The 24,200-nt window shown below is 68.9% G+C and carries 21 protein-coding genes and 1 pseudogene; 13 read left to right on the forward strand and 9 right to left on the reverse strand.

Annotated elements, in window-relative coordinates:
* From ACZ5CR_RS39870 to ACZ5CR_RS39890, 5 genes and pseudogenes are all read left to right on the forward strand, one after another.
* Window positions 1-116, forward strand: a pseudogene (locus tag ACZ5CR_RS39870) (MerR family transcriptional regulator); the annotation flags it as partial.
* Window positions 117-551: 435 nt separating this feature from the next.
* Window positions 552-755: a cold-shock protein gene (locus ACZ5CR_RS39875; protein ID WP_468867088.1), complete on the forward strand. Its 204-nt coding sequence runs from the start codon at window positions 552-554 to the stop codon at window positions 753-755.
* A 330-nt stretch (window positions 756-1,085) separates the two neighbouring features.
* Complete coding sequence (locus tag ACZ5CR_RS39880; protein WP_468867090.1) at window positions 1,086-2,600, forward strand: DEAD/DEAH box helicase; 1,515 nt, start codon at window positions 1,086-1,088, stop codon at window positions 2,598-2,600.
* Window positions 2,601-2,646: 46 nt separating this feature from the next.
* Window positions 2,647-3,051, forward strand: a complete 405-nt coding sequence (locus tag ACZ5CR_RS39885) for a CBS domain-containing protein (RefSeq protein WP_468867093.1) — start codon at window positions 2,647-2,649, stop codon at window positions 3,049-3,051.
* A gap of 54 nt (window positions 3,052-3,105) precedes the next feature.
* Entirely contained in the window at window positions 3,106-3,426 is a 321-nt protein-coding gene (locus ACZ5CR_RS39890) for an SCO5918 family protein (protein WP_468867095.1), read from the forward strand.
* A gap of 130 nt (window positions 3,427-3,556) precedes the next feature.
* On the opposite strand, the gene ACZ5CR_RS39895 is transcribed toward ACZ5CR_RS39890, so the two are convergent.
* Complete coding sequence (locus ACZ5CR_RS39895) at window positions 3,557-5,845, reverse strand: glycoside hydrolase family 3 C-terminal domain-containing protein (RefSeq protein WP_468867097.1); 2,289 nt, start codon at window positions 5,843-5,845, stop codon at window positions 3,557-3,559.
* Between the two features lie 99 nt (window positions 5,846-5,944).
* Window positions 5,945-7,219 (reverse strand): MFS transporter, encoded by a 1,275-nt coding sequence (locus ACZ5CR_RS39900; protein ID WP_468867099.1) that lies wholly within the window; start codon window positions 7,217-7,219, stop codon window positions 5,945-5,947.
* A gap of 149 nt (window positions 7,220-7,368) precedes the next feature.
* On the opposite strand from ACZ5CR_RS39900, the gene ACZ5CR_RS39905 reads away from it, so the two are divergent.
* Window positions 7,369-7,932, forward strand: a complete 564-nt coding sequence (locus ACZ5CR_RS39905; protein ID WP_468867104.1) for a TetR/AcrR family transcriptional regulator — start codon at window positions 7,369-7,371, stop codon at window positions 7,930-7,932.
* A 3-nt stretch (window positions 7,933-7,935) separates the two neighbouring features.
* On the opposite strand, the gene ACZ5CR_RS39910 is transcribed toward ACZ5CR_RS39905, so the two are convergent.
* Window positions 7,936-8,862 carry a formylglycine-generating enzyme family protein gene (locus ACZ5CR_RS39910; protein WP_468867107.1) on the reverse strand — a complete coding sequence of 309 codons (927 nt, stop codon included), beginning with the start codon at window positions 8,860-8,862 and terminating at the stop codon, window positions 7,936-7,938.
* A gap of 55 nt (window positions 8,863-8,917) precedes the next feature.
* On the opposite strand from ACZ5CR_RS39910, the gene ACZ5CR_RS39915 reads away from it, so the two are divergent.
* From ACZ5CR_RS39915 to ACZ5CR_RS39930, 4 genes are all read left to right on the forward strand, one after another.
* A complete protein-coding gene (locus tag ACZ5CR_RS39915; RefSeq protein WP_468867109.1) occupies window positions 8,918-9,514 on the forward strand; it encodes a PadR family transcriptional regulator in 597 nt (198 codons plus the stop codon).
* On the forward strand, window positions 9,511-11,277 hold the full coding sequence (locus ACZ5CR_RS39920; RefSeq protein ID WP_468867112.1) for a sulfatase: 1,767 nt from the start codon (window positions 9,511-9,513) through the stop codon (window positions 11,275-11,277). The genes ACZ5CR_RS39915 and ACZ5CR_RS39920 overlap by 4 nt, the downstream gene beginning before the upstream one ends.
* An 87-nt stretch (window positions 11,278-11,364) precedes the next feature.
* The gene (locus tag ACZ5CR_RS39925) at window positions 11,365-12,723 is read left to right on the forward strand and encodes an MFS transporter (protein ID WP_468867115.1); all 1,359 of its coding nucleotides are present in this window, start codon (window positions 11,365-11,367) and stop codon (window positions 12,721-12,723) included.
* A gap of 40 nt (window positions 12,724-12,763) precedes the next feature.
* Window positions 12,764-13,972, forward strand: a complete 1,209-nt coding sequence (locus ACZ5CR_RS39930; RefSeq protein WP_468867117.1) for a glycoside hydrolase family 1 protein — start codon at window positions 12,764-12,766, stop codon at window positions 13,970-13,972.
* A 47-nt stretch (window positions 13,973-14,019) separates the two neighbouring features.
* On the opposite strand, the gene ACZ5CR_RS39935 is transcribed toward ACZ5CR_RS39930, so the two are convergent.
* From ACZ5CR_RS39935 to ACZ5CR_RS39945, 3 genes are read right to left on the reverse strand one after another with little or no spacing between them, the layout of a single operon-like run.
* Entirely contained in the window at window positions 14,020-15,141 is a 1,122-nt protein-coding gene (locus tag ACZ5CR_RS39935) for a CaiB/BaiF CoA transferase family protein (RefSeq protein ID WP_468867120.1), read from the reverse strand.
* A 50-nt stretch (window positions 15,142-15,191) separates the two neighbouring features.
* The gene (locus tag ACZ5CR_RS39940) at window positions 15,192-16,388 is read right to left on the reverse strand and encodes an acyl-CoA dehydrogenase family protein (protein ID WP_468867123.1); all 1,197 of its coding nucleotides are present in this window, start codon (window positions 16,386-16,388) and stop codon (window positions 15,192-15,194) included.
* 33 nt (window positions 16,389-16,421) lie between these two features.
* Entirely contained in the window at window positions 16,422-17,990 is a 1,569-nt protein-coding gene (locus ACZ5CR_RS39945; protein WP_468867125.1) for a class I adenylate-forming enzyme family protein, read from the reverse strand.
* A 137-nt stretch (window positions 17,991-18,127) separates the two neighbouring features.
* Here ACZ5CR_RS39945 and ACZ5CR_RS39950 point away from each other — a divergent pair, with 137 nt between their 5' ends.
* Complete coding sequence (locus ACZ5CR_RS39950; protein WP_468867127.1) at window positions 18,128-18,730, forward strand: TetR/AcrR family transcriptional regulator; 603 nt, start codon at window positions 18,128-18,130, stop codon at window positions 18,728-18,730.
* A 43-nt stretch (window positions 18,731-18,773) separates the two neighbouring features.
* Here the strand turns inward: ACZ5CR_RS39950 and ACZ5CR_RS39955 are convergent, their stop codons facing one another.
* Entirely contained in the window at window positions 18,774-20,096 is a 1,323-nt protein-coding gene (locus ACZ5CR_RS39955; protein WP_468867130.1) for an MFS transporter, read from the reverse strand.
* Between the two features lie 316 nt (window positions 20,097-20,412).
* Here ACZ5CR_RS39955 and ACZ5CR_RS39960 point away from each other — a divergent pair, with 316 nt between their 5' ends.
* On the forward strand, window positions 20,413-21,597 hold the full coding sequence (locus ACZ5CR_RS39960; RefSeq protein WP_468867133.1) for a serine hydrolase domain-containing protein: 1,185 nt from the start codon (window positions 20,413-20,415) through the stop codon (window positions 21,595-21,597).
* Between the two features lie 116 nt (window positions 21,598-21,713).
* Here ACZ5CR_RS39960 and ACZ5CR_RS39965 read toward each other — a convergent pair whose 3' ends face one another.
* Window positions 21,714-22,613: an LLM class F420-dependent oxidoreductase gene (locus ACZ5CR_RS39965; protein ID WP_468867135.1), complete on the reverse strand. Its 900-nt coding sequence runs from the start codon at window positions 22,611-22,613 to the stop codon at window positions 21,714-21,716.
* Between ACZ5CR_RS39965 and ACZ5CR_RS39970 the strand changes: the two genes are divergently transcribed.
* Window positions 22,603-22,749 (forward strand): hypothetical protein, encoded by a 147-nt coding sequence (locus ACZ5CR_RS39970; RefSeq protein ID WP_468867257.1) that lies wholly within the window; start codon window positions 22,603-22,605, stop codon window positions 22,747-22,749. The two genes, ACZ5CR_RS39965 and ACZ5CR_RS39970, sit on opposite strands and share 11 nt — an antisense overlap.
* A gap of 143 nt (window positions 22,750-22,892) precedes the next feature.
* Here ACZ5CR_RS39970 and ACZ5CR_RS39975 read toward each other — a convergent pair whose 3' ends face one another.
* Entirely contained in the window at window positions 22,893-23,804 is a 912-nt protein-coding gene (locus ACZ5CR_RS39975) for a hypothetical protein (RefSeq protein ID WP_468867138.1), read from the reverse strand.
* Between the last annotated feature and the right edge of the window lie 396 nt (window positions 23,805-24,200).

A 24,200-nucleotide genomic window follows, 5' to 3' on the forward strand; every position in this document is an offset into this window, starting at 1 on the left:
CCATCGAAGCCGCCTGCCGCATCGTCATCCTCGAAGACCAACTCCAAGAAGCCCAGCGCATCAACACCGAACACCACCACACCACCCAATCAGCGGGCCCACCGGCCGCCGTCTGATGTGGTGCGCAACCCTGGTCTCCTGATCTGCGCCGAGGTCGGCGTACGTGCCGTCGGCGCCGGCGTCTGTCCGGTTGGTACCCCTGGGCCATTTGCGGCCTTCGAATCGTGAAGCGTGACAACTCCCCCTCAACGCTGCGCTCCGGGTGGATCAATATCTATGACCGCGAGCTGAGGATTTAGCGTTTCCCACTGGGAGTGTTCTTACCGCAACGAAGAGAACGGAATTATTCAGCGTACGCGGGCCATAACGGCGTGCTACTGTCGTCCTCAGTTGCAGTTGTGGTTCCCAAATCTTCAAGCACCTTCGCCGCTTTTTTCTTTCGGTGGAAGTGTTTCTGAATTTCCGGTCATTATCCGGGCGGGGCATCATCACGGCGACCCGGTGTCCGTGCATTGCGGGTCCCGGCGTACTGCCCCCAAGGAGATATAGACATGGCATCAGGCACTGTGAAGTGGTTCAACGCGGCCAAGGGTTTCGGCTTCATCGAGCAGGACGATGGCGGCGCTGACGTGTTCGCCCACTTCTCGAACATCGCCGCCCAGGGTTTCCGTGAGCTGCTCGAAGGCCAGAAGGTCACTTTCGACATCGCGCAGGGCCAGAAGGGCCCGACGGCCGAGAACATCGTTCCGGCCTGACGCCGACGCGTACTTCGTAGCTGGGGCCCGCATCCCTCGGGGTGCGGGCCCCAGCTGCGGGCATTTCCCGCAGTGATGTCGTACGGAGCAACCGCCGCACGCAGCTCCTTCGCCAAGGATGCTCGCTCAATCGGGTCCGCCCTGCACTCCTTCGACATCCTGAATTGCACGTCCACATGACGTCACCCATTTCACCGCCTGCACCCCGCCCCGGGTTCGCCGCAGGCCAGATTAACTCTCGCATTCTCTTCGGCCCGTTCTTGTGATTCCCCGCGCTGTTCTTCCGCTGCGGGAATTCCTTGATACGTGCCGTATCAAGGAAGGTTCTGAATGAACCCCACACGTACGAACGACCGCTCCTCCCGCACCCGCAGCCGCACCGGCGGCCCCGCTTTCGGCTCCGGCGCCCGTTCGGACCGGGGCAGCCGCTTCGGTTCGCCCGCCCCGAGCCGTTCAGGGGGCCCGCGCCGCTCGGGCGGCCACAGTCGTCGGCCCGCAGCGGTCCAGGGAGAGTTCGCCCCGCCGAAGACGATCACCCCCGCGCTGCCCGCCGTCGAGGCGTTCGCCGAACTCGACATGCCCAAGCAGTTGTTGGCCGCGCTCACCGCCCAAGGTGTGAGCGTCCCGTTCCCGATCCAGGGTGCGACCCTGCCCAACACCCTCGCGGGCCGCGACGTACTCGGTCGCGGGCGCACCGGCTCCGGCAAGACCCTCGCCTTCGGCCTGGCCCTGCTGGCCCGTACCACCGGACAGCGCGCCGAACCCCGCCAGCCGCTCGCCCTGATCCTCGTGCCGACCCGTGAGCTGGCACAGCAGGTGACCGACGCGCTCACCCCCTACGCCCGCTCGGTCAAGCTGCGCCTGGCCACCGTCGTCGGCGGCATGTCGATCGGCAGGCAGGCGAGCGCGCTGCGCGGCGGCGCCGAGATCGTCGTCGCGACGCCTGGCAGGCTCAAGGACCTCATCGACCGGGGCGACTGCCGGCTGAACCAGGTCGGCATCACCGTCCTGGACGAGGCCGACCAGATGGCCGACATGGGCTTCATGCCCCAGGTCACCGCGCTGCTCGACCAGGTGCGCCCCGAGGGCCAGCGGATGCTGTTCTCGGCCACGCTCGACCGCAACGTCGACCTCCTGGTCCGCCGCTACCTCACCGACCCGGTCGTCCACTCCGTCGACCCCTCGCAGGGCGCGGTCACCACGATGGAACACCACGTCCTGCACGTCCACGGCGCCGACAAGCAGCGGACGACCACGGAGATCGCGGCGCGCGAGGGCCGGGTGATCATGTTCCTGGACACCAAGCACGCCGTCGACCGGCTCACCCAGGACCTGCTGAACAGCGGCGTCCGCGCCGCCGCCCTGCACGGCGGAAAGTCCCAGCCGCAGCGCACCCGGACCCTGACCCAGTTCAAGAGCGGTCATGTGACGGTGCTCGTCGCGACGAATGTCGCCGCACGCGGCATCCACGTCGACAACCTCGACCTCGTCGTCAATGTCGACCCGCCGACCGACCACAAGGACTACCTCCACCGCGGCGGCCGCACCGCACGGGCCGGTGAGTCCGGCAGCGTCGTCACCCTGGTCACCCCGGGCCAGCGCCGTGACATGACCCGCCTCATGACGGCCGCCGGAATCGTGCCGCAGACCACCCAGGTCCGCTCCGGCGAAGAGGCCCTCAGCCAGATCACCGGCGCCCAGGCCCCCTCCGGCATCCCCGTGACGATCACCGCACCGGTGGCCGAGCGACGGGGGCGCTCCGCGGCCTCACGCGGCCGACGGAGTCCCGCTTCGGCTACTCGGCGCGCCAATGTGCGGCAGTCGACCTTTGACGCGGCGGCCTAGAACCTTCGTGATCAGAAAGCTGACCCATCTCTGCAGGAGGTACGTTTTGACGCTGGTTCAGATGCAGCCCCGCTCGGCGAATGCCACCCCCGTACGCAGGACGGTGGCCGACACCATGGACGCGGCCGCACCACAGGTCTGTGACGACATGACCATCGAGGTCGCCCTGTCCGTCATGGACAGCGCCCGCACCGGCCACCTGCTCGTCTGCGACAACGACGGCCTGTGCACCGGCGTGGCCACCCACGCCCAGCTCGCCGCACTCCGCGACAGCCCCGCGTACACCGACCGGGTCCAGCTGCGCGACGTCCTCGGCAACCGCGGCCCGTTCACCTCACCCGTGACGACGATGACCGAGGCAGAGCACGCGATGCGCAGCCGCCGGCTCGACGCCCTGCCTGTCGTCGACGAACACGGCAGTGCTCTGGGCGTTCTCGCCCTGGCCGGCTGAATCACCTCACTGCGGCAGAAATCTCCCCGTTCGCTCTTCTCCTTGTGAGGCATCATGCGCTGTGTCATCGCCCGCTTCCCGTTCGACCTCACCAAGAGCGGCGTCCTGGAATCGATGAAGGGCGTCAAGCCCGAGCAGGTGTCAGGTGAGTCCGTGATCATCGGCCGTCGCACCTACCCCGTCAAGCAGGTCGGCCAGGTCATCACACGCCAGGACCGCCGCGACTTCAGCGCAGGCGAAGTCATCCGGGCCATGGCCCAGCTCGGCTTCACCTGCCGCGGCCTGCCCCAGGCCGCGGCCGCGCCCACGCGCGTCCTCAGCCCGAACGCGTTCCAACAGGCTTCCGCGATGCTCGGAGCCCCCGCGGCCGTCTGACCGGCAGGCAGACACAAGCCGCCACCAGAACACCAGTGAGGGTCCGACCGGGGTACGCCGGTCGGACCCTCACCTCGTCATGCCCGGGGTCGGCCAGTGGTGGGACCGGGGAGTACCTCCATGTCGCTCGTCAGCTCTGTGCCGGAGCCCTCCGCACTTCTGCCAGCAGGTTGTCCACGTCCGCGAAGTCCAGCGGCACGATGGGCAGCTTCGCGAGCTGGCTCAGCCTCATGTTCGCGATCATCCGGTAGCGGTGGCTGCCCTCCTTCGGGTACGCGTCGCCCATGGTTTCCCGTACGCGCTCAAGGAGACGGTCGACGGCGGGGCCTCCCACGGGGTGCGCGCGCCACTCGCCGATAGTCGAGTCGGCGTCCAGGAGGGGGGCGTACGGGTCTCCCTCGACCGTGACCGTCGTGGTCAGGCGGATGTCGCGGCTGGAGGCGCCTACGTCGACGCGGTATTCGAGTCCTTCGACGAGCCAGGTGTCGACGCCGATGTCGAAGTACGCGAGGTCCGCGCGGGCTATGCGAAGGGTGACATCACGGGTGTCCCCCGGGGCGAGCAACACCGTGGCGAAAGCCTTCAACTCCCGGACGGGACGGGCTACTTGCGAGCCCGGTGCACCCACGTACACCTGCACCACCTCGTGCCCGGCGCGCGGACCGGTGTTCGTGACGGTCACGGTGACGTCGAGCCCGGTGGCGTCCTGGGCCACCCGTAGATCGGTCTGTTCGAAGGTCGTGTACGACAGGCCGTGCCCGAAGGGGTACGAGACCTCCGTCTCGCGGGCGTCGTAGTGGCGGTATCCGACGAACAGCCCCTCGCCGTACCGCGCATGGTTCCTCTCTCCCGGCCAGTCGAGGTGGGCAGGGGTGTCGGCGAGGCGCAGCGGAACGGTTTCGGTGAGGCGGCCGGACGGGTTGGCGTGACCGAAGAGCAGGTCCGCGGTGGCGGAGCCACCGGCCTGGCCGGCCAGCCAGCCCTCCAGGACGGCCGGTACGTCGTCGATCCAGCCGGAGAGGCGGACGACGCTGCCGTTGGCGAGGACCACGACCGTGTTCGGATTGACTGCCGTCACTGCGGCGAGCAACTCGGTTTGCTCGAAGGGGAGTTCGATGTGGTCGCGGTCGTACCCCTCGGACTCGAAGCTCGGCGGCAGACCGAGGAAGAGGACGGCCACGTCGGCTTCGCGGGCGGCGCGTACGGCTTCCTCGCGCAGACCGGTCACGTCGCCGTCCGGGTCGTCGACGGGGAAGCCGGGCGCGAAGTCGATACGTGCGTCGGGCGCGGCGGCGGTGAGCGCGCCGAGCGCGTCGTCCAGCCGGGTCGGGGTGACGCGCGAACTGCCCGCACCCTGGTAGCGGGGCGTACGGGCGAACTCGCCGAGTACCGCGATGCGTGCCTCGGTGGCCGGGTCGAGGGGCAGCAGCCCGCCCTCGTTCTTCAGGAGTACGGCACCGCGGACGGCGGCCTCTCGGGCGAGGGCGTGGTGTGCGTCCGGGTCGTAGGAGGCGTCCGGGTCGGCATGCAGGACCGCCCTGCGGGCGAGTGCGACGACGCGTGCGGCGCTGACGTCGAGGGTCTTCTCGTCGATCTCGCCGGAGGCCACCGCCTCGACAAGACGGGCGGGGCCGAATCCCGAGGACGAGGGCATTTCGAGGTCGAGTCCGGCGGCGAGGGAACGGGCCCGGTCGACGACGGCGCCCCAGTCCGAGACGACGACGCCTTCGTAGCCCCATTCGTCGCGCAGCAGCTCGGTGAGGAGCCAGTGGTTCTCCGAGGAGTGCACGCCGTTGAGGCGGTTGTAGGCGCACATGACGGTCCAGGGCTTGGCCTCGGTGACCACGCGGCGGAAGGCGGGGAGGTAGATCTCGCGCAGGGTGCGGGCGTCGATGTCGGAGCTGACCGTCATGCGGTCGTTCTCCTGGTTGTTGGCGGCGAAGTGTTTGAGGGAGGTACCGACGCCCTGCGACTGGACGCCGTTCACCCAGGCGGTACCGAGGGCGCCGCTGAGCAGCGGGTCCTCGGAGAAGTACTCGAAGTTGCGCCCGCACAGGGGGCTGCGCTTGATGTTGACGCCGGGGCCGAGGAGTACGTGCACGCCCTGGGCGAGCGACTCGCGGCCAAGCGCCCGGCCGACGCGTTCGGCGAGAGCGGCGTCCCAGCTGCTCGCGAGGGTGACGGCGGGCGGGAAGCAGGTGGCCGGGGCGCTGTCGATGATGCCCAGTTGGTCGACCCGGTCGTCTTTCTGCCGGCGCAGTCCGTGCGGTCCGTCGGCGAGGCGGAACTCCGGGATGTCCGCGTGCGGGAAGCTCTCGGTGTTCCACCAGCTCGCCCCGGTCGTCAGGGTGGCCTTCTCTTCGAGGCTCAGCCGGGCCACCGCTTCTTCGGGGGTGGTGGCTGCCGTGGGGTCGGTCACTGTGTGCTCCTTGCGTGTTCTGCTTGCGTGTTCTGCTTGCGTGTTCTGCTTGCGTGTTCTGAAGGGGAGCCGGGGGGCCTCAAGGGAAGTCGGGGGCTGTCAGCGCACGCTGCGGACCCGCAGGACCGCGATCGCGCCGAGCACCCCGAAGATCGCCGCTGCGGGGAACAGGGCCTCGTAGCCGAGCCCGAGGACAACGGCCGCGGCGACGGCCGGTGCGAGCGCCTGTGGCAGGGCCGCGGCGATGTTGATGACGCCGAGGTCGCGGGCGAACGACTTGTGGGACGGCAGCACTTGGGAGATGAGGGCGGTGTCCACGCCCTGGAAACAGCCGAAGCCGACGCCCACCAGGAACGCCATCACGAGCATCCCCGTCATCGTGGGCACGGCCAGCGGAACGAGCATGGCGCAGCCGATGAGGGAGGCCGATGCGACGACGAAGGGTTTGCGTCTGCCGACCCGGTCCGAGAGCGGGCCGCAGATCAGCGTGGCCGGGAGTATTCCGGAGACTCCCGCGACGGCGAGGGCGGGCACCTTGCCGATCGCCCCGTCCCCGAGGCCGATGTAGTCCTGGAGGATGTAGAGCTTGTATCCGATGACCAGGAAGTACGACTGGAAGGTGCACAGCCGGCCGACGAAGACCCAGAAGAAGTCGGGGTACTTACGCGGATCGGGAAGCAGGTTCCGCAGGAACTCGCGTGCGCGAAACGGCTCTTGGGGCAGGTCCCGGCTGGACCGGTCCGGGTTGAGGGTGACGAACACGGTCACCGCGACGACCGAGAAGGCCGCAAGGAGCACGTACGCCAGGGTGATGTGGGCTTCCAGTACGGAACCCAGGATCTGCCCGAACAGTGATCCGCACATCGAACTGATCCCGAGCACCGCCGAGTACTGCCCACGCCTGGCGACCGGCACCCGGTCGGGCATCGCGGCGGACAGCGGGGCCATCGCGAAGTTGTAGCCGAGTTGCACGAAGCACCAGGCGGCCAGGATCGCGGGCACGGAGCTCATGAACGCCATGGCGAGCAGCGCGGTGCCGCCGGTCAGCGCACCGGCCACGATCCAGGGTGCGCGTCGGCCGAACCGCGTTCGGGTCCGGTCGGAGACCGTACCGGCGACGGGCTGCGCCACCATGGCGACGATCGCACCGACGGTGGCGACCAGCGCCAGGGAGCCGACCTTGGCCTCCTCGCCGACGGTGCGCTGGATCTGGAGGGCCAGCAGGACGCCGGGCACGGCGCCCCAGACGAGGGCGATGCTCAGGGTGGCGGGCCCGGCGCAGGCCATCATGCGCCGCAGCGCCCGTCCGCTCACAGTCAGGCCGGTGTCCGGCGCGGCGGGCGGGGCTACGGATCTTTCAACGGGTCCTTGCACGGGCGGGACCTTCTCTCGTCCGGACACAACGGTGTGCACCGGCTGCGGATCGTGCGGGATCGTGCGGTTGCTTCGAAACAGTACGGCGTACTGTTTTTGAGGACAAGGGTCGGCCGCCCCGAGTTCACCGCGGCACATAGGCTGACCCCGTGAAAGCGAAGACCTCGTACGCCAAGGGCGTCGCCAAGCGGGAGGAGATCCTCCGGGTCACCCTGGAGATCTTCGGCCGGGAGGGCGAGCGGAACACGACGCTGCGTGCGGTCGCCAAGGAGAGCGGCATCAGCCTCACCGGCGTGATGCACTACTTCGAGTCCAAGGACCACCTCCTCACCGAGGTGCTGCGCGCGAGCGACCGGGCGGCGGAGGCACGGTTCCGGGCCCCGGACGCCGTGCGCGATCCGGGCGAGTTCCTGGCCCTGGCCCTGACGGCGAACGCCGCGAACGCGGCCCGCGCCCGGCTGTACGTCACCCTCATCGCCGCGTCGACCGACCCGGCCCACCCGGCGCACGCGTACTTCAAGGAGCGTTACGCCCTCCTGCGCGCGACGATCGTCGCGCACCTGGAGGCCGAACAACTCCCTTCCGTGGACGCGGACTTCACCGCATCGGCCCTCATCGCCGCGTCCGACGGCATCATGCTCCAGTGGCTGAGCGACCCGTCCATCGACATGGCCGACCACGTGCGCCGCGTGTGGCGCACGTTCACGGCCTGACCCTCACCCCGCCACCGTCCTGAACCCGCAGTTCCCGCTGCTGGAACCGGGGGTGTTGGCCGAGCGGGCCGCCACCCGGTAGCGGTGGCAGTACGAGTGGTGACAGAGGTACGAGCCACCGCGCATCACCCGTCGGTCGCCACTCTCAGGCCCTCGCGGATCGACCGACGGCGACTGCGCGTAGTAGTCCGGCGCGAACCAATCGGCGCACCACTCCCACACGTTCCCGGCGACCTCGTACAGCCCGAAGCCGTTGGGCGGGTACGTCCGTACGGGCGCGGTCGCGAGCCAGCCGTCGGCGCCGGTGTTCTCGTACGGGAAGCGGCCCTGCCAGATGTTGCACGGCCACCGGCCGCCGGGGAGTAGTTCGTCACCCCAGGCGAAGCGCCGCCCTTCGAGGCCGCCCCGCGCCGCGTACTCCCACTCGGCCTCCGTCGGCAGCCGGCGCCCCGCCCACGCGCAGTAGGCGACGGCGTCGTCCCAGGCCACGTGCACGACGGGGTGGTCGGGTTCGGCGTCGGACAGCGGGCCGTGCGGGTGACGCCAGTCGGCTCCGCGTACGTCGAGCCACCACGGGACGGCGGGGTCGGCGGCGGCGATGTCGGGGCGTTCGGCGGCGACCGCGAGGTGGAAGACGGCCGAGCTCCCCTCCCGCTCGGCCACGGTGACGTACCCGCTCTCCTCGGCGAAGGCCCGGAACATCGCCACGGTGACGGTGGTGACGTCGATGCCGAACGGCGCGACGCGCACCGTGTGCACAGGACGTTCACCGTCCGCCGGATACCCCTCGTCGAAAGCGTCACCCATCGAGAACTCCCCTCCCTCCAGGGTGACTTGGTCGTGCTCGGGAGGCGCCGCGGCCGGAGCGGGGAGCGGTCCGGGGACACCGGGCCGGGGAACGGATGCGCAGCAGTTCATTGACGTCTCCATGACTCGAGTATATGAATACACACATAGGTGAGAACGCACATATGGAGTCGCCACGGTGAAATTCGAGTACGTGCTCCTGGGCCTGCTGGCCCGCCGCCCCTACAGCGGCTACGACCTGCGCAAGTGGCTGGAGACCGAGGGCCAGTTCGTGTGGGCGAAGGCGCATCACAGCCAGATCTACCGAAAACTCGCCCAGCTGGAGGCCGAGGGCTGGGTGCGGCACGAGGTCGACGCACGCGAGGGCCGCCCGGACGCGAAGGTCTACCGGCTGACCGAGAGCGGGCACGACGCGCTGATGGACTGGGTGCGTGCGCCGTACGAGCCCTCGACCCGCCTCCAGGACATCGACTTCACCGCCCGCTTCAGCGTGTGCGCACCCCTGGACAGGGACACGGCGATCGGCCTGCTCCGCATCGAACTCGACTACCGCCGCGCGCAGATCGCCAAGAACCGCCACCGCGACCGGACCCTGCACTACGAGGACCCGCTGCCCGGCCTCGATCAGGACCTGGACCGGGAGGTCCAGGAGTCGCTGCACCTGCTGGGCGCGAGGGCGATGGACACCTGGGTCGACTGGCTGGAGCAGACCCTGCACCGGCTGGCAGGGAGCCCTACCGACGACCGTACGACCGGCGAGGAGTCCGCCCGATGAAGGCCATCATGGTCATGTTCGACAGCCTCAACCGTCACATGCTGCCGCCGTACGGGGGCGACTGGACGCACGCCCCGAACTTCGCCCGCCTCGCCGAGCGTGCCGTCACCTTCGACAACGCGTACGCCGGGTCGATGCCCTGCATGCCGGCCCGCCGCGAGATCCACACCGGGCGGCACAACTTCCTGCACCGCAGCTGGGGGCCGCTTGAGCCGTTCGACGACTCGATGCCGGAACTTCTCAAGCAGAACGGCGTCTACACCCACCTGGTCAGCGATCACCCGCACTACTGGGAGGACGGCGGGGCTACCTATCACGGCCGCTACCACACCTGGGAGTTCTTCCGCGGGCAGGAGGGCGACCCGTGGAAGGGACAGGTGGCGGACCCGCCGATGCCCGAGGACCTCAAGCGGATGCGGTTCGGCCCCGGCTACCGGCAGGACTGGGTCAACCGGCAGCACACGGCCACCGAGGACCGGCACCCGCAGACCCTCACCTTCGACGCGGGGCTTGAGTTCATCGCGGCGAACAAGGACGCCGACCGGTGGTTCGTCCAGATCGAGACCTTCGACCCGCACGAACCCTTCTTCAGCCCGCAGCGCTACAAGGATCTCTATCCGCACGACTACGAAGGACCGCACTTCGACTGGCCCGACTACAAGCGCGTGGTGGAGACCGACGAACAGGTCGAGCACGGGCGGATGGAGTACGGGGCGCTGCTTTCCATGTGCGACCAGTCGCTGGGACGCGTCCTGGACACCATGGACGAACTGGAGCTGTGGGACGACACCCTGCTGATCGTCAACACCGACCACGGACTACTGCTCGGCGAGAAGGGCTGGTGGGGCAAGAGCGTCCAGCCCTGGTTCAACGAACTGGTCCACCTCCCCCTGTTCGCCTGGGACCCGCGCACCGCCGCCGCGGGCGGGCGGCGGGAGTCGCTCGTGCAGACCATCGACCTCGCCCCGACCTTCCTCGAATTCTTCGGCGTCGAGCGCCCCGGCGACATGCAGGGCGCACCGCTGCCGATGGCCGCCGACACACCTGTACGGGAGGCCGGTCTCTTCGGCATCCACGGCGGACACGTCAACGTCACCGACGGGCGACACGTGTACATGCGCGCCCCCGCTTCGCCCGACAACTCCCCTTTGTACGAGCACACGTTGATGCCGACGCACATGCGGGGCCGGTTCTCGCCCGCCGAGCTCGTCGGCCTGGAACTGGCCGAACCGTTCGACTTCACCAAGAACGTCCGCACGGTGCGTGTACCGGCCCGCACCATGTTCAACCCGTACCACCACGGCACCCTCCTCTTCGATCTGGAGAGCGACCCCGGCCAGAACACCCCGCTCGTCGACGACGCCGCCGAACTGCGCATGGCGACCCTGATGACCGAACTGATGCGGGCCAACGACGCACCGCCCAGCCAGTACGCACGCCTGGGCCTGCCCGAGCACGGGCCGGTCGGGGACGAGCACCTCCTGATACGGACCCAGCGCGCCCAGGCCGAGCGGGCGGCGCAACCGCTGCCCCGCACGGCGGACTACCCGGAGAGCCGGCTCTCGCTGCGCACCCCGTTCCGGGCGCTCATCGCCGACCCGTTCGCCGTCGAGGTGCTGCGCACCCACCTGCCGGGCGTGGTGGACTCCGAACTGCTCCAGATGGTCGGGGCGACACCGCTGATCGATCTCGCGGCGACGGCGGGCGCGCTGTTCCCGTCCGACGCGCTGCGCCGGGTCGCCGAGGAGCTCGCCGAACTCTGACCGCGCTGGGCGCCGTCGCTCCTCTTCCACAGTCCCTCTCTCCGGCCCACTGCCCGCTGCCTCGCCGCACAGAATCGAGAAGGCACGATGACCGCGCTCAGCAAAGAGGCTGCGCCCCCCGGCCCGGCTACCGGCTCAACTCCCGCCCAGGTCAAGGGCCGCAATCGGCAGCTCGCTCTGCTCGGCGGCACCCTGCTGGTCGACAACACCGAGGCCAGCCTGGTCAGCAGCCTGTTCCCCCTCATCAAGCAGTCCCTCGGCGTCTCCCTCGGCGCCCTGGGCATCCTCACCGCGGCCAGCAAGATCGTGGGTGTGCTCGCCGGGCCGTTCTGGGTGTGGGCGGCCCAGCGCTCCTCACGCAGAACCGTCCTCGTGGTGGCCACCGGCCTGTGGGGCGTCTGGGGCATCGCCGCGGGCTTCTCCCAGAACTTCACCCAACTCCTCATCTTTTACACGATATTGGCGGCGGGCTACGCCGCCGCCGGCCCGATCATCACCGAGGTCATCGGTGACCTCTTCGGCAGCTCGTCCCGCGGCCGTGCCGTCGGCATCGTGTACGGGGCGGTATCGCTGGTCAGCGCGGTGATCGGGCCGCTCAAGGGCCAACTCGCCGGCGTGGACGAGGGCTGGCGCTGGGGTCTGTGGGGCATCGGCGCGTTCAACATCCTGCTCGGTCTCGCCCTGCTGATCTGGTTCCGCGACCCGGGCCGTGGCGCCGCCGAGCAGCAGCTCGCCGACCTCGACCAGGCCACCCGCGAAGCCCACTCGAAGCTCACCTGGGACAAGGCGTTCTCGCTCCTCAAGATCCGCAGCCTGATGGTCCTGATCGTCTCGCGCCTGCTGTCCGGACACCTGCTGGTGATCACGTTCGGTGTGGTCTTCCTGGTGGACGTGCACGGATTCAGCACCCAGAAGGCCGCACTCGTCACCCTGCCCTTCGGTGTCGGCTACTTCCTCGGAACCCTCCTGGGCGGCGCCGCGAGCGACTGGGTGTCCCGGCGCAGCCCTCGCTACGGGCCGGTCGCCGTTCTCCAGGCGGCACAGTTCGCCTTCGCCGTGTTCGCCTTCTTCGGCACCCAGTTCCACTACGACAGCATCCTCGTGTACGGCGCCTTCTTCGCGCTGCTCGGCGTGTCGCAGGGCATCAACCCGAGCGTCAACCGGCCGATGGTCATGGCCATCACCCCGCCCGAACTCCGCGGCCCCGCCTTCGCGTTGTACGTCTCCATCGCCGAGGCTATCGCCTGGGCGGGCTACAGCCTGGGCGCGGGATTCCTCGCCGACGCCCTCGGGCTCCAAGTGGTCTTCCTGTGGGTCCTGGTCGTCCTCATGGTGATCAACGGCCTCTTCCTCACCTTCCTCTACCGCCCGTACGCCGTCGACACCGCCCGCGTACAGCGGGAGCTGGACGCCCGGCGCAGGGCCGCCCTGGCCGAACCCCGATAGCCGCAACCCGGCGCCTGACCATCAGAATCGAGTAGAGCTCATGACACCCGCACGCCACCTGCCCGACGGCTTCCTCTGGGGCACCTCCACCGCAGCGCACCAGATCGAGGGCAACAACACCAACAGTGACTGGTGGTTCTTCGAGCACATGGAGAACCCGTACGTCGAGGAGCCCAGCGGCGACGCCTGCGACAGCTACCACCGCTGGCCCGAGGACATGGACCTGCTGGCCGGACTCGGCTTCACCGACTACCGCTTCAGCATCGAATGGGCGCGCATCGAGCCCGCGCCCGGCGAGTTCTCGAACGCCGCGATCGCCCACTACCGGCGCATGGTCGAGGGTGCTCTCGCGCGCGGCCTGCGCCCCATGGTGACGCTGCACCACTTCACCGTTCCCCGGTGGTTCCTGGAGCGCGGCGGCTGGGCCGCCGCCGATTCTGACGAGCTCTTCGCCCGGTACATCACGGCGGCCGCACCCGTCTACGACACCGGCGTGGCACACGTGTGCACGATCAACGAGCCCAACATGGTCGCCTCCATGGTCACCGCCTACGAGGCCGTGATCTCCGGGCAACCGCTGCCGACGACCGGGCTTCCGGCACCGGACGCGGCCACCACGGACGCTCTGATACGGGCGCACGCCCGCGCCGTAGAGACGGTCAAGTCCCTTGCCCCGCACGTGAGTACGGGGTGGTCCGTCGCCAACCTCGTGTATCAGGCCCTGCCCGGGGCCGAGGACGTCGCGGCGACGCTGCGACGCCCACGCGTGGACGTCTTCCTGGAGGCCGCCCGCGCCGACGATTGGCTCGGCGTGCAGTCGTACACCCGCACCCTCATCGGTCCCGACGGCCCCCTGCCCGTACCGGAGGACGCCGAACGCACCGTCAACGGCTGGGAGTTCTACCCCGAGGCCCTCGGGCACGCTCTTCGCCACAGCGCCGCCGCGGCCCCCGGCGTCCCGCTGATCGTCACCGAGAACGGCATCGCCACCGCCGACGACACCCGCCGCACGCACTACACCGCCGGCGCCCTGGACTCCCTCGCCGACGCCATGGACGACGGCATCGACGTACGCGGCTACTACCACTGGAGCGCGCTCGACAACTACGAATGGGGCCGCTACGCACCCACCTTCGGCCTGATCGCCGTCGACCGCGAGACCTTCGTCCGTACCCCCAAGCCCTCCGCCGCATGGCTCGGCGCCACGGGACGCACCCGGACCCTGCCTCTCGCTCCCCGGTCGGAGTAGACGACCGGGATCGCCACACCCTCGCGTGCGCGCCGCGTCGGCACCGCTCAGTGGGTGCGCTCCACCAGCAGTTCGTCATTGTGCTGGCCGAGTGTGGGAGCAGGTCGGCGGAAGGTGGAGAGACCGGCGCTGAAGGAGACGGGGAAGCGGGCCTGAGGGCAGCACCCAGGGCCCGGCGGGGCGTCGAACAGGTGTCGCGCGACGGCGTGGGGGTCGGTCAGGAGGTCCTCGGGGGTGGACAGAACGGGAGCCCAGGGGGCGTTGAGGTCCGTCAGGCGTGCTTCCCACCAGGCGTAGTCGCGGGCCTGGAACACGCCGGTCAGGAGGTTTCCGACGCTCTTGCGGGCCGCGGTGCGGGCGGTTCGCTGATCGTAGGCAGAGGTTTTCAGGGCAGGGAAGTCGTCGGCCAGCGCGGTGCGGAAGCGGAGCCAGAACTTGTCCTCGAACGTGGCCAGCGACAGGCGGTGGCCGTCCGCGGTGGTGAAGATGTCGTTGTCGCCCTGGACCAGGCCGACTTCCAGCGGGTCGGGGATGTCGCGCAGCGGCAGCGCGAACAGGGAGCACCAGGCGGTGATGGATTCGCTCAGGGCGACATCGATGTGCTGTCCCGCACCACCGGCGCTGAGGGTGACGGCAAGTGCCAGAGCTGCGTGCATGGCGCCGGCCATGTCGCCCACGCGGACGCCGGGACGGGTGATGTGCCCGTCGAGGCGCCCCGGGACGGCGAAGAACCCGGACAGGCCGAGGAAGTTGAGCTCATGGCCGGGTCTGCCGGCGTAGGGGCCGGTCTGTCCGTATCCGCTGAGCGAGCACAGGATCAGGCGCGGGTTGGCTTCGTGGAGCGTGGAGTACCCGAGAGCCAGGGAGTCGAGGACGCCCGGGCGGAAGCCGTCCACGACGGCGTCGGCGGAACGCGCAAGATCGAGGAACGCCGCACGGTCGTCGCAGGAGCGCAGGTCGAGGGAGACGGAGCGTTTGTTGCGGTTGAGCGCGTCGAACAGGTCGGGGGCGGCGCGCAGCGGATCGCCGCCATCGGGAGACTCGACCTTGATGACGTCGGCGCCCAGGTCGGCCAGCAGCGAGGTGGCGTACGGGCCGGGCAGGAGGCGTGAGAGGTCGAGGATGCGTTTACCGGTCAGAGATGACCAGGTGGGTGCTGCGGGGGGCATAGGACTTCCTGGAGAACGCCTGGTGCGCGGCCAGAGGGCGCAGAGCGGGGTCAGTGCGTGAAGGCGAGGCCGTGGGCGATGCCGTTGCGCTGGATCTCGGAGGTGCCGGTCAGGACGCGGAACATGCGGATCTTGCGGAACAGGAACTCGATCTCGTTGCCCTGGGTGAGGCCTTCCTTGCCGTGGATCTGGACGGCCTGGTCGAGGATGCGGAAGGCGGACTCGGCGACGAACAGCTTGCACATGAACGCCTCGGTGCGGATCTCCTCGCCCCGGTCAAGGGCGGCGAGCGCGGCGTACGTCATGGAGCGGGCCGCGTAGAGTTCGGTGGCCATGTCGGCGACCTTGTGCTGGATGGACTGCAACTGCAACAGAAGCTGGCCGCCGGCGACTTTGCGCGTACGGGTGCGTTCCAGGGTGAGGTCGAGGGCTCGTCGGGTGGCGCCGATGACGGTGGGGCAGTGCAGGAGCCGGTTGGTGGTGACACGGCCGAGCGCGATCCGCATGCCCTTGCCCTCCTCACCGAGCAGGTTCTCGGCGGGAACGTGGCAGTCGTCGAGAATGATGTCGCTCTCGATGTGCTCGCCCGACATGGGTGTGGCGCCGTCCGTCACCCGGCAGCCAGGGCTGTCCAGGTCGACGAGGAACGCGGAGAACGACGGCTTCTCGCCCTCCTGTTCGCCAGTTCCGGCCATCCGGGCCACGACGATGGCGAAGTCGGCGAAGGGGCCCGCGGAGCTGAAGACCTTGTGCCCGGTCAGGCGATAGCCGTCGCCGTCGCGGACGGCGGTGGTGCGCATGGAGCGCACGTCGGAACCGGCGTCGGTCTCGGTCAGCGAGAAGCAGCAGGCGCGTTCCCCGCGGACGAGAGGGAGCAGGTACTTGTCCAGTTGGTACTCGGTGGCGTGCCGCAGGATGTCGCCCGCACGCAGCGGGCCGCCCATGTCGCCCAGCACGCTGTGGCCGAGGACGCGTCCACTGGCCCCGATTTCTTCCTTCAGGGCGGCAAGCGCCGTGAAGGAGAGGTCCTTGCCGCCGTACTGTTCGGGCAGATGGATGCCGTAGAAGCCCAGTTCGCGGCTGCGCTCCCAGACGGGTTCGAGGTCGGCGCGGGTGAGGCGGGTCTCGTGGGTGATGGCGCGTTCGCGTTCGTAGTCGGCCAGTTCGCCTTCGAGGTAGCTGCGGAGGCGGTCGACGAGGCCGGACAGCTGCGGGTCGTCGTAGGAGGGGCGCAGCGAGAAAGTCATCGTGTTTCCTTGAGGGAGGAGAAGGGGGGCGGGTCAGTTGACGCGGCGGTCGGTGCCGACCCAGAACGGTTCCCGCACAGCTTTGCGGTCGAGCTTGCCGTTGCGGTTGTGCGGCAGTTCACTGACGAGGTCGACGCTCCTCGGCTTCTTGAGGCGGTCGAGGCGTTCGGCGCAGAACGCGGTGATGTCGTCGCCGCTCAGGTCGTGTCCGGGCCGGGGCACGATGACGGCCTTGACCGCTTCGCCCCAGGTCTCGTCGGGCACACCGACGACGCAGACCTCCTGGACGCCGGGGTGTTCGTAGAGGGCGGCCTCGACCTCGGTGCAGTAGATGTTGAACCCGCCGGAGATGATCATGTCCTTCTTGCGGTCGACGAGGAACAGGTAGCCGTCCTCGCGCATCCAGGCGAGGTCGCCGGTGTGCACCCAGCCGTCGCGGAACGTCTGCGCCGACAGTTCGGGCTCCTGCCAGTACGCGCGTACGCAGTCGGGCCCTCGGACGATGAGTTCTCCGACCTCGCGGGACGGCAGGGGCCGGCCGGCCTCGTCGACGACGCGGATCTCGGTGTCGTACATCGCCCGTCCGCAGGACTGCAGGAGTTCGGCATCGTGCGCGACGGCGTGCGCGATCTCCTCGCTGCTGAGGCCCGCCACGACACTGGTGGTCTCGCCGAGTCCGTAACCCTGTGCGACGACGGGGCCGAAGAACTCCACGGCGTCGCGCAGGCGTTGGGGCGAGATGGGCGCGCCGCCCACCCGGACGCTGGCCAGGCTGGACAGGTCGCGGTGGGCCACGTCCGGGTGGGCGAGGACCATGTTGACCATGGCGGGGACGAGGAAGGTGGCGGTGATCCGCTCCTTCTCCACCGTGTCCACGAACGCCTCCGCGCTCCAGGTCGGCAGCACGTGGGTGGTCGCCCCGGCGAACATGTTGGCCAGCAGCGTCATGCCGGTGGCGTGCGTGATGGGGCCGCAGGCCAGGTAGCGGGTGCCGGGGCGGGGCCGGGACTCGTCGCTCATCAGCAGCTTGCGCATGTTGGCCAGCCGGTTGCCGAAGGTCTGCACGGCCGCCTTGAGCGCTCCGGTGGAGCCGGAGGTGAAGTTCAGGACGCAGGCGTCGTCCTCTTCGACCTCGACGGGAGCCGCCTCCGGTGCGTCCTGCGCGAGAAGGGCCTGGTAGCCGAGGACACCGGGCGCGAGGGGGACGTCGCCCTCGTCGAGCTGGACGGCGAGGCAGCCGGTGCCTGCCGCCTCTGTCGCGGCCAGTGCGTCCTCGCGGTGCGCCGCGTCGAATACGAGGACGCGCACCGGGGCGTAGCCCAGGATGTGCTCGATCTCCCCGCGTCCGAGCCGTGCGTTGATCGGCGCGCGCACCAACCCGGCTTTGTACAGGGCGAATTCGATCTCGACCAGTTCCCCGCGGTTCCAGGCGAGCGAGGCGACCGCGTCTCCCGGGCGCAGTCCGCGGGCGATCAGTGCGGCGGCGAGCCGGTCGGTCGCACGGTCGAGCTCCGCGTACGTCCAGGACCGGTCGCCGCAGACCAGGGCGGTGGCGTCGGGCCAGTAGCGGGCGCCGCGGGTGAGGTAGGTGCCGAGGTTCATCAACGATCTCCAGCCGTACGGTCTGATCGGTGCTTGTATACAGAATGATCGATTACAGACAGAGTGTTTTGTAACTCGCGCGCTGTCAAGAGCCATCTAGACTGTGCGCGAACAACCACAGGCCGAAAGGAGGCCGCATGGCCGAGGACAGGCGCACCAGACGAACCCGCCGGGCGCTTGGCGGCGCGCTGGTGGAGCTGGTGCTGGAACGCGGTTTCAGCGCACTCACCGTCGAAGACATCACCGAGCGGGCCGACGTGGCGCGCGCCACGTTCTACGCGCATTTCAAGGGCAAAGACGATCTGTTCGCCCGGGTGACCGCCGAACTGCTCGAACAGCTCGGTCAGCGCCTGGAACCGGTGATCTCCGGCAGTGCCGTCGGATTCACCGGCAAGCCCCTGTTGGAGATGCTGCGCCATGTCCGCGACGAACGGGACGCCTACCGTGTCGTCCTGCGCGGCGAGGGCGACGGCAAGCCGCTGCAGATGTTCATGGACTCGCTGGCCGCCGCGACGGCCCAGGAGTTCAAGGCCCGCGCCGAACGCAACGGCGTCGAGCCGCGCATCGACGCCGACCTCCTGGCCCGCGTCTGGGTGGGCGAACAGATCGCCGTGCTGCGCTGGTGGGCCGAGCAGGACACCGCACCGATGCCCGCCGAAGAGGTCGTCCGTATGCTGCTCGACCTCGCGATGCGCGGCCGCTACTGGGCCAGCGGACACCCCAGCCCGCCCAGGGACTGACTCCGCACCCGCTGCCCGGCGCAGGCGCACCGGCGCCATCGCCCTAGGCGGCGGACTCCAGCCGGACCGCGTCCCGGGCCGGATTGATGCAGCAGACCGCCACCACCCCGCAGCCGATCATGACTGCTGCCGCGAGGACGAACGCCTGCGCGTAGCCCGCACCTTGCGATGAGGCCGTATCGAGAAGTCGTCCGGTGAGGGAGGGGGCCAGCAGGCCGGGAAGTGTCCCCGTGGCGGCGACGATGCCGAACAGGGCTCCCCGTTGGGAGGCCGGGGCCACCGCTGCCGCCGTCATGTAGTGCAGCGGGAAGGCGATCGAATGCGCGCCGAACGCGACGGCGATCAGGATCAGTTGGACCGAGGTCGCCCCGGGGACCGGGATCAGCGCCATCGCCGTTCCCGCGCAGAGCACCGCCACGCCCTGCGGCACACCGCTCGACCAGCGCAGCGAGGCGCCCCGCCGGGTCAGCCGGTCCACCGCGGGGGACAGTGCGAGCAGCAGCACAAAACTGAAAGCCGATACGGCGCTGATGACCGAGGCCGCCGTCCCGGGGCTCATGGACAACTGAGTCCTGAGATAGGACGGCAGCCATGCCTGACTCACCGCCATCGCCCACGACGCCCCGAACGCGCTCGCCACACTTCCGATGACCGTGCCGCACAGCAGCATCCGCCGATAAGGCACGCGCACCTGCCCGTCCGACAGCCCGGCCTGCGGCTCGGCGGCCGGCTTGTCGTCGTACGGGCCGTCGTGCCCGACGCACCACCACACCCCACTCCATATCAGGCTGGCCACGGCCAGCACGGCGAACGCCGACCGCCAGCCGAACTGGGTGATGAGCCAGGTCACCAAGGGGGCGGCCAGCAGCGTGCCGAGCGCGGCGCCGCTGATCTGCAGGGCCGAAGGCAGTCCACGGCGCCCGACCGGGAACCACTTGTACAGGGCGTGCATCGACATGGGCGTGGCCGGGCCCTCCGCCGCGCCGAGCAGCAGCCGACCGGCGAGCAAGGTCGGCACGGTCGCCACGATCAGGACCGGCAGCTGGGCAAGCCCCCACACCAGGCACATCACGAACAGCAGGACGCGGCTGGAGATACGCGCGGAGAAGAAGCCGACCGCGAGCCCGGACAGGCTGAACAGGACCGAGTAGGAACTGGAGATCAGCCCGTAGGTGCTGTGGCTGATGTCCAACTCGTCCATGATGGGCCCGGCCGCCAGGCCGAGGACCGACTTGTCCGCGAAGTTGATCACCATGAACGTGACGATCAACGCGGTGACGAGCCAGGCGCGGCGCCGGTCGAACGCCGGCACTCCGAGGTCGCCGGATGCGTCGAGAGCCAGCTGCGGTGATGGCTGTGGGGACATGAACAAACTCCTGCGACTCAGAAAAAGCAGGGCGGAATGCTCGGCTGCGGGAGTGCCGGTGCGCCGGTGGCAGCGCTCCCGTTCTTGCGGCAGCAGTACGCGGCAGCGCGGAGCATCTGAACTAAACGTCTACTAACGTGTCAAGTGTCCGGCAACGTAACTCGCTGAATGCTTCCGGTCAACGGTTCTGGTCAAGATGAGATCCACCCCCTCTCTCATCTCGGCAGACCAGCCGCGTCGCCCGATCCCCCTCGGCACGTATTTGAACTGTGTGTATGGTTACGGTCATTCCGTCAGCCAAGACTGGGGAGCGCAGATGCCCGACACGCCACTCATGAACCTGCACTGGTCCCGCGGCTACACCGATCCGGCCTGGGTGCGCCGGTACACCACCTCGGAACGCGAACTGCTACCCAGCCGACGCGTATGGCGCGGGCCCGGCCCCGCCCGCAGCCTCCCGACCGACACCGCGGACGTCGGCCAGCTCACCCTCACCGCACCCGGCGAACGCGCCGTGCCGCTCCCCGACCTTCTCGAAGCCGCACAGACCGACGCCCTCCTTGTGCTCCATCGAGGAGACCTCGTCTACGAGACCTACCCGCACGGCTTGCGGCCCCACGACCCGCACTTCAATGCCTCGGCGGCGAAGTCCTACATGGGCCTGTTGGCAGCCGTACTCAGCCATGAGGGGGCCCTGGACCGTGAGGCGGCGGCCTGCGAGTACCTCCCCGAACTGGCCGGAACCGCCTTTGGCGACAGCACGGTTGACCACCTGCTGCACATGGGCACACAGGTCTCCTACGGGGGGCGCCCCTTCGACAAACAGACCGAAGCGCAGCGCTACTTCGCAGTGATCGCACCATCGCTGCGCCCGTACGGCTACAGCGGTCCCGGAAGCATCCGCGAACACCTGACCACCGCACGCGCCACCGCGGCGCCCGGCACCGAATTCCGCTATGAGAACGGCAACGTCGAAACGCTCGCCGAAATCCTCCGCCGCATCACCGGCACCACCACATCGGGCCTGCTCAGTGACATGATCTGGTCCCGCATCGGCGCCGACGAGGACGCCTATTACGTCCTCGACAGCGAAGGCGCGGAAGCGGCCTGCGGCGGATTCAGTGCCACTGCCCGCGATGTCGCCCGGCTCGGCGAGATGATCCGCTGCGGCGGCGCCGTCGGGGACCAGCAGATCCTGCCGAGCGCCGTGATCGCCGACATCACCAACGCTCCCGAGGGCTACGCCCGGCACGTTCGCTTCCCCGCCGCGCCGCCGACCGCTCCCGCCGACCTCTCGTACCACGACCTGTGGTGGATCCTGAACGACGGCCACGGCTCGTTCATGGCCAGCGGGATACACGGCCAACGTCTCTTCATATCACCGGAGTTGGAAACGGTCATCGTCCACTACGGCTCCCAGGTCATGTCCCCGGCCGTACCTGCTGTCCCGCTCGTCCCCGCGTTCCTGCAGATCTCCGCTCATCTGCAGCGCACCCGCTGAACGGCAGACATGTGCGCGACGGTACGCAGGAAGCAGGATGCGTACCACCAAGTACCCCAGACTGTCAGTCAGATTGAGGCGGTCGTACCCGGGAGGAGGGAGGACGACGTGCTCGGTTATGCCTTGCTCAGGCTGAGGGCCGGGGCGAGTTCGCGCAGCGTGGGCAGCGGGTCGACTGAGGGATCCTCGCCGAGAACCTGTACGAGCACGTGATCGGCGCCCGCGTCCAGGTGCTGCTGCACGCGCGCAGCCAGTGCCTGTGGGTCGCCGATGGCGACCATGGCGTCAGCCAGCTTGTCCGAGCCGCCCACGACCACGTCGGACTCATCGAATCCCTGACGCAGCCAGGAATTACGGTAGTTCGGCAGCTGCGAGTACATGTGCAGGTGCTGGTGTGCCCAGCTCAAACCGCTCTCCCGGTCCGTGGTGAGCGCGACGGCCTGCTCACTGACCACCCACTTGTCCGTCCCCACCCGCTCACGTGTCCTCGCGGTCTGCTCCGGAGTCACCAGGTACGGGTGCGCCCCATCGGCGGCAGAGGCGGACAGCTCGATCATCTTCGGGCCCAGCGCGGCCAGCAGCCGGGCCGGGCGCTGTCCTCCTGGTTCGACCTCGTCCGGCACCGCGTCCATGACCCGCAGGTACTCCCGCATGGTGCTAAGGGGCTTCTCGTAGGAACCGGCATAACTGTGCTCCACCAGCGGAGCGTGGCTGACGCCCAGCCCGAGCACGAACCGGCCCGGGTGCAGCGCCCCCAACGTACGGGCGCCCGCTTCGCTGGCCGGGGCGCTGCGGGCGTGGATATTCGCGATGCCCGTCCCGACCACCAGCCGTTCGGTACCGCCCAACAGGGCGGCGGCCTGGGTCAAGGACTCCTTGCCCCCGGCTTCGCCGTAGAACAGCGATCCGTACCCGAGCTGCTCAATCTCACGGGCCCGGGCAATCACGTCGGCGATCGGCCACCGATCGCTGGTCCACCAGACACCGACCGGAGAGCTGAAGTTGATGTTGACCATACGCCGAGGCTACCTCTGCTACCGCCTCACACGGTCCGTTCTACACAACTACCGGAGAGCCGCCGCCACGCTCCTGCAGTGGCTGGGCCGACTGGGCAAGACCGACGACGGCATCGGCACGGTGACCACTGTGTGAACCGACGGCCGCGTGTATTACCCGCCGCACGCGGCTTCTACCGGGCCGGAGGCCTAGCGCCTCGCACTCGATCGGCGTCTGTGCTGGGCGCGATGGTCCCGGGTCACGGGGCCTCGTGTTCGTCTGTTCTGTTCTCTCCAGGCCTAGGCGTTGCGCACGGAGGCTGTGGGTTCCTGGCCGTTCTGAGCCTGCTGCGCCCGCTCCGCCATCATCTCCCCCAGGGCTTTGAGCCAGGTGCCGTTGAACGGCCGACCGTCGACGTCCTCACCAGTAATGATCGTAAGGATTGTGCCGACGCGAAACGACACGGAGGAACCGGACCCCTCTCCGTTCCCGCTGGGAAACGAATCAGCGAAGCTCTCGTCTCCGACACGGGGCAGTGCCACTGGATGTCCCCCGCCATCGTCGTTGTTCCTGCCCTCCGTTTTCAGGTAGAAGGCATGGGCCTTCTCCGCACTGGTGAACGCTGCGACGCTTATGTGAAGGTCGGCGTCGGAGTCGCCCATGAGGAAGTCGACGGAGGCGAAGTAGGAGAGCCCTGCGCTCTCGGGTACCTGCGCTCCCCCTATGTCGGGCGCCTTCGGCTGTGTCCAGCCCGTCGGCAGGCTCGCCAGGTCCGGGAGCACTTGGTAGGCGACGGCATCACTCAGCGGGGTTACGGACTTCGCCTGTCCCTGGTCGTCACCAGTGATCAGCCGGGTCCCGCCGTACAGGCCCATCGCCACCAGGGCGACCACCACCAACGCCGCGGAGAGCAGGGAGTAGCGGGCGTTGCGAGTGTTGTTGAAGGTCACGGGCCCCAGGGAGATGGTGTTGCGGCCTCTGACTGTTGAGCCGTCGATGGTGATGCTGCCGGAGACCTGTTTCGGGGGCTCGGCCGGCGGCGACCCGGCGGCCAAGGCTGCGGCTATCTGCCGGGCGAACTCCGGGTCGGCGTCGGCCTCCGCCTGGAGCAGAGTGCGGAGCCCGGCCGCGGCCCCCGGGTCTGCCGGCTGTGCTTCGACGGCCTGTATCGCCGAGCGGCCGGACTCACTCCCGGCGAGCCGCTCACGCACCAGGTCCGACACCAGCTGCCCCACCCCGGAACCCACCGCGGCCGCCGTCCCCCCGGCTGCCTGGGTGAATATCTGAACCGCCGTCTCAATCACGCGCCATCCCCCTCAAAGGCCGTCACAGCACAGGCTGTTGACTCCGCGCGCGGGTTCCCAGGAACCAAAACGCTTCACTGAAGCAGCTCCCTACCCTCCCAGCACCGGCCGGACCCATGAAACACGCCGGAAAGACGAGACGGAGCCGGTGTTCGTGAAACGGGGTATACGGAATCGAGCCGTATCGGGAGGCCGAGCCGATCCCCCCGGCATGCTCCGCAAGGGCACTGCGCCTGCCGAATACGTCGTCCAGGCAGCTCAGGAGCGTCTTCGACGGTGCAGCAGGATGAGTTCGCGTTGCTT

Source organism: Streptomyces sp. NPDC031274, from assembly GCF_055570235.1.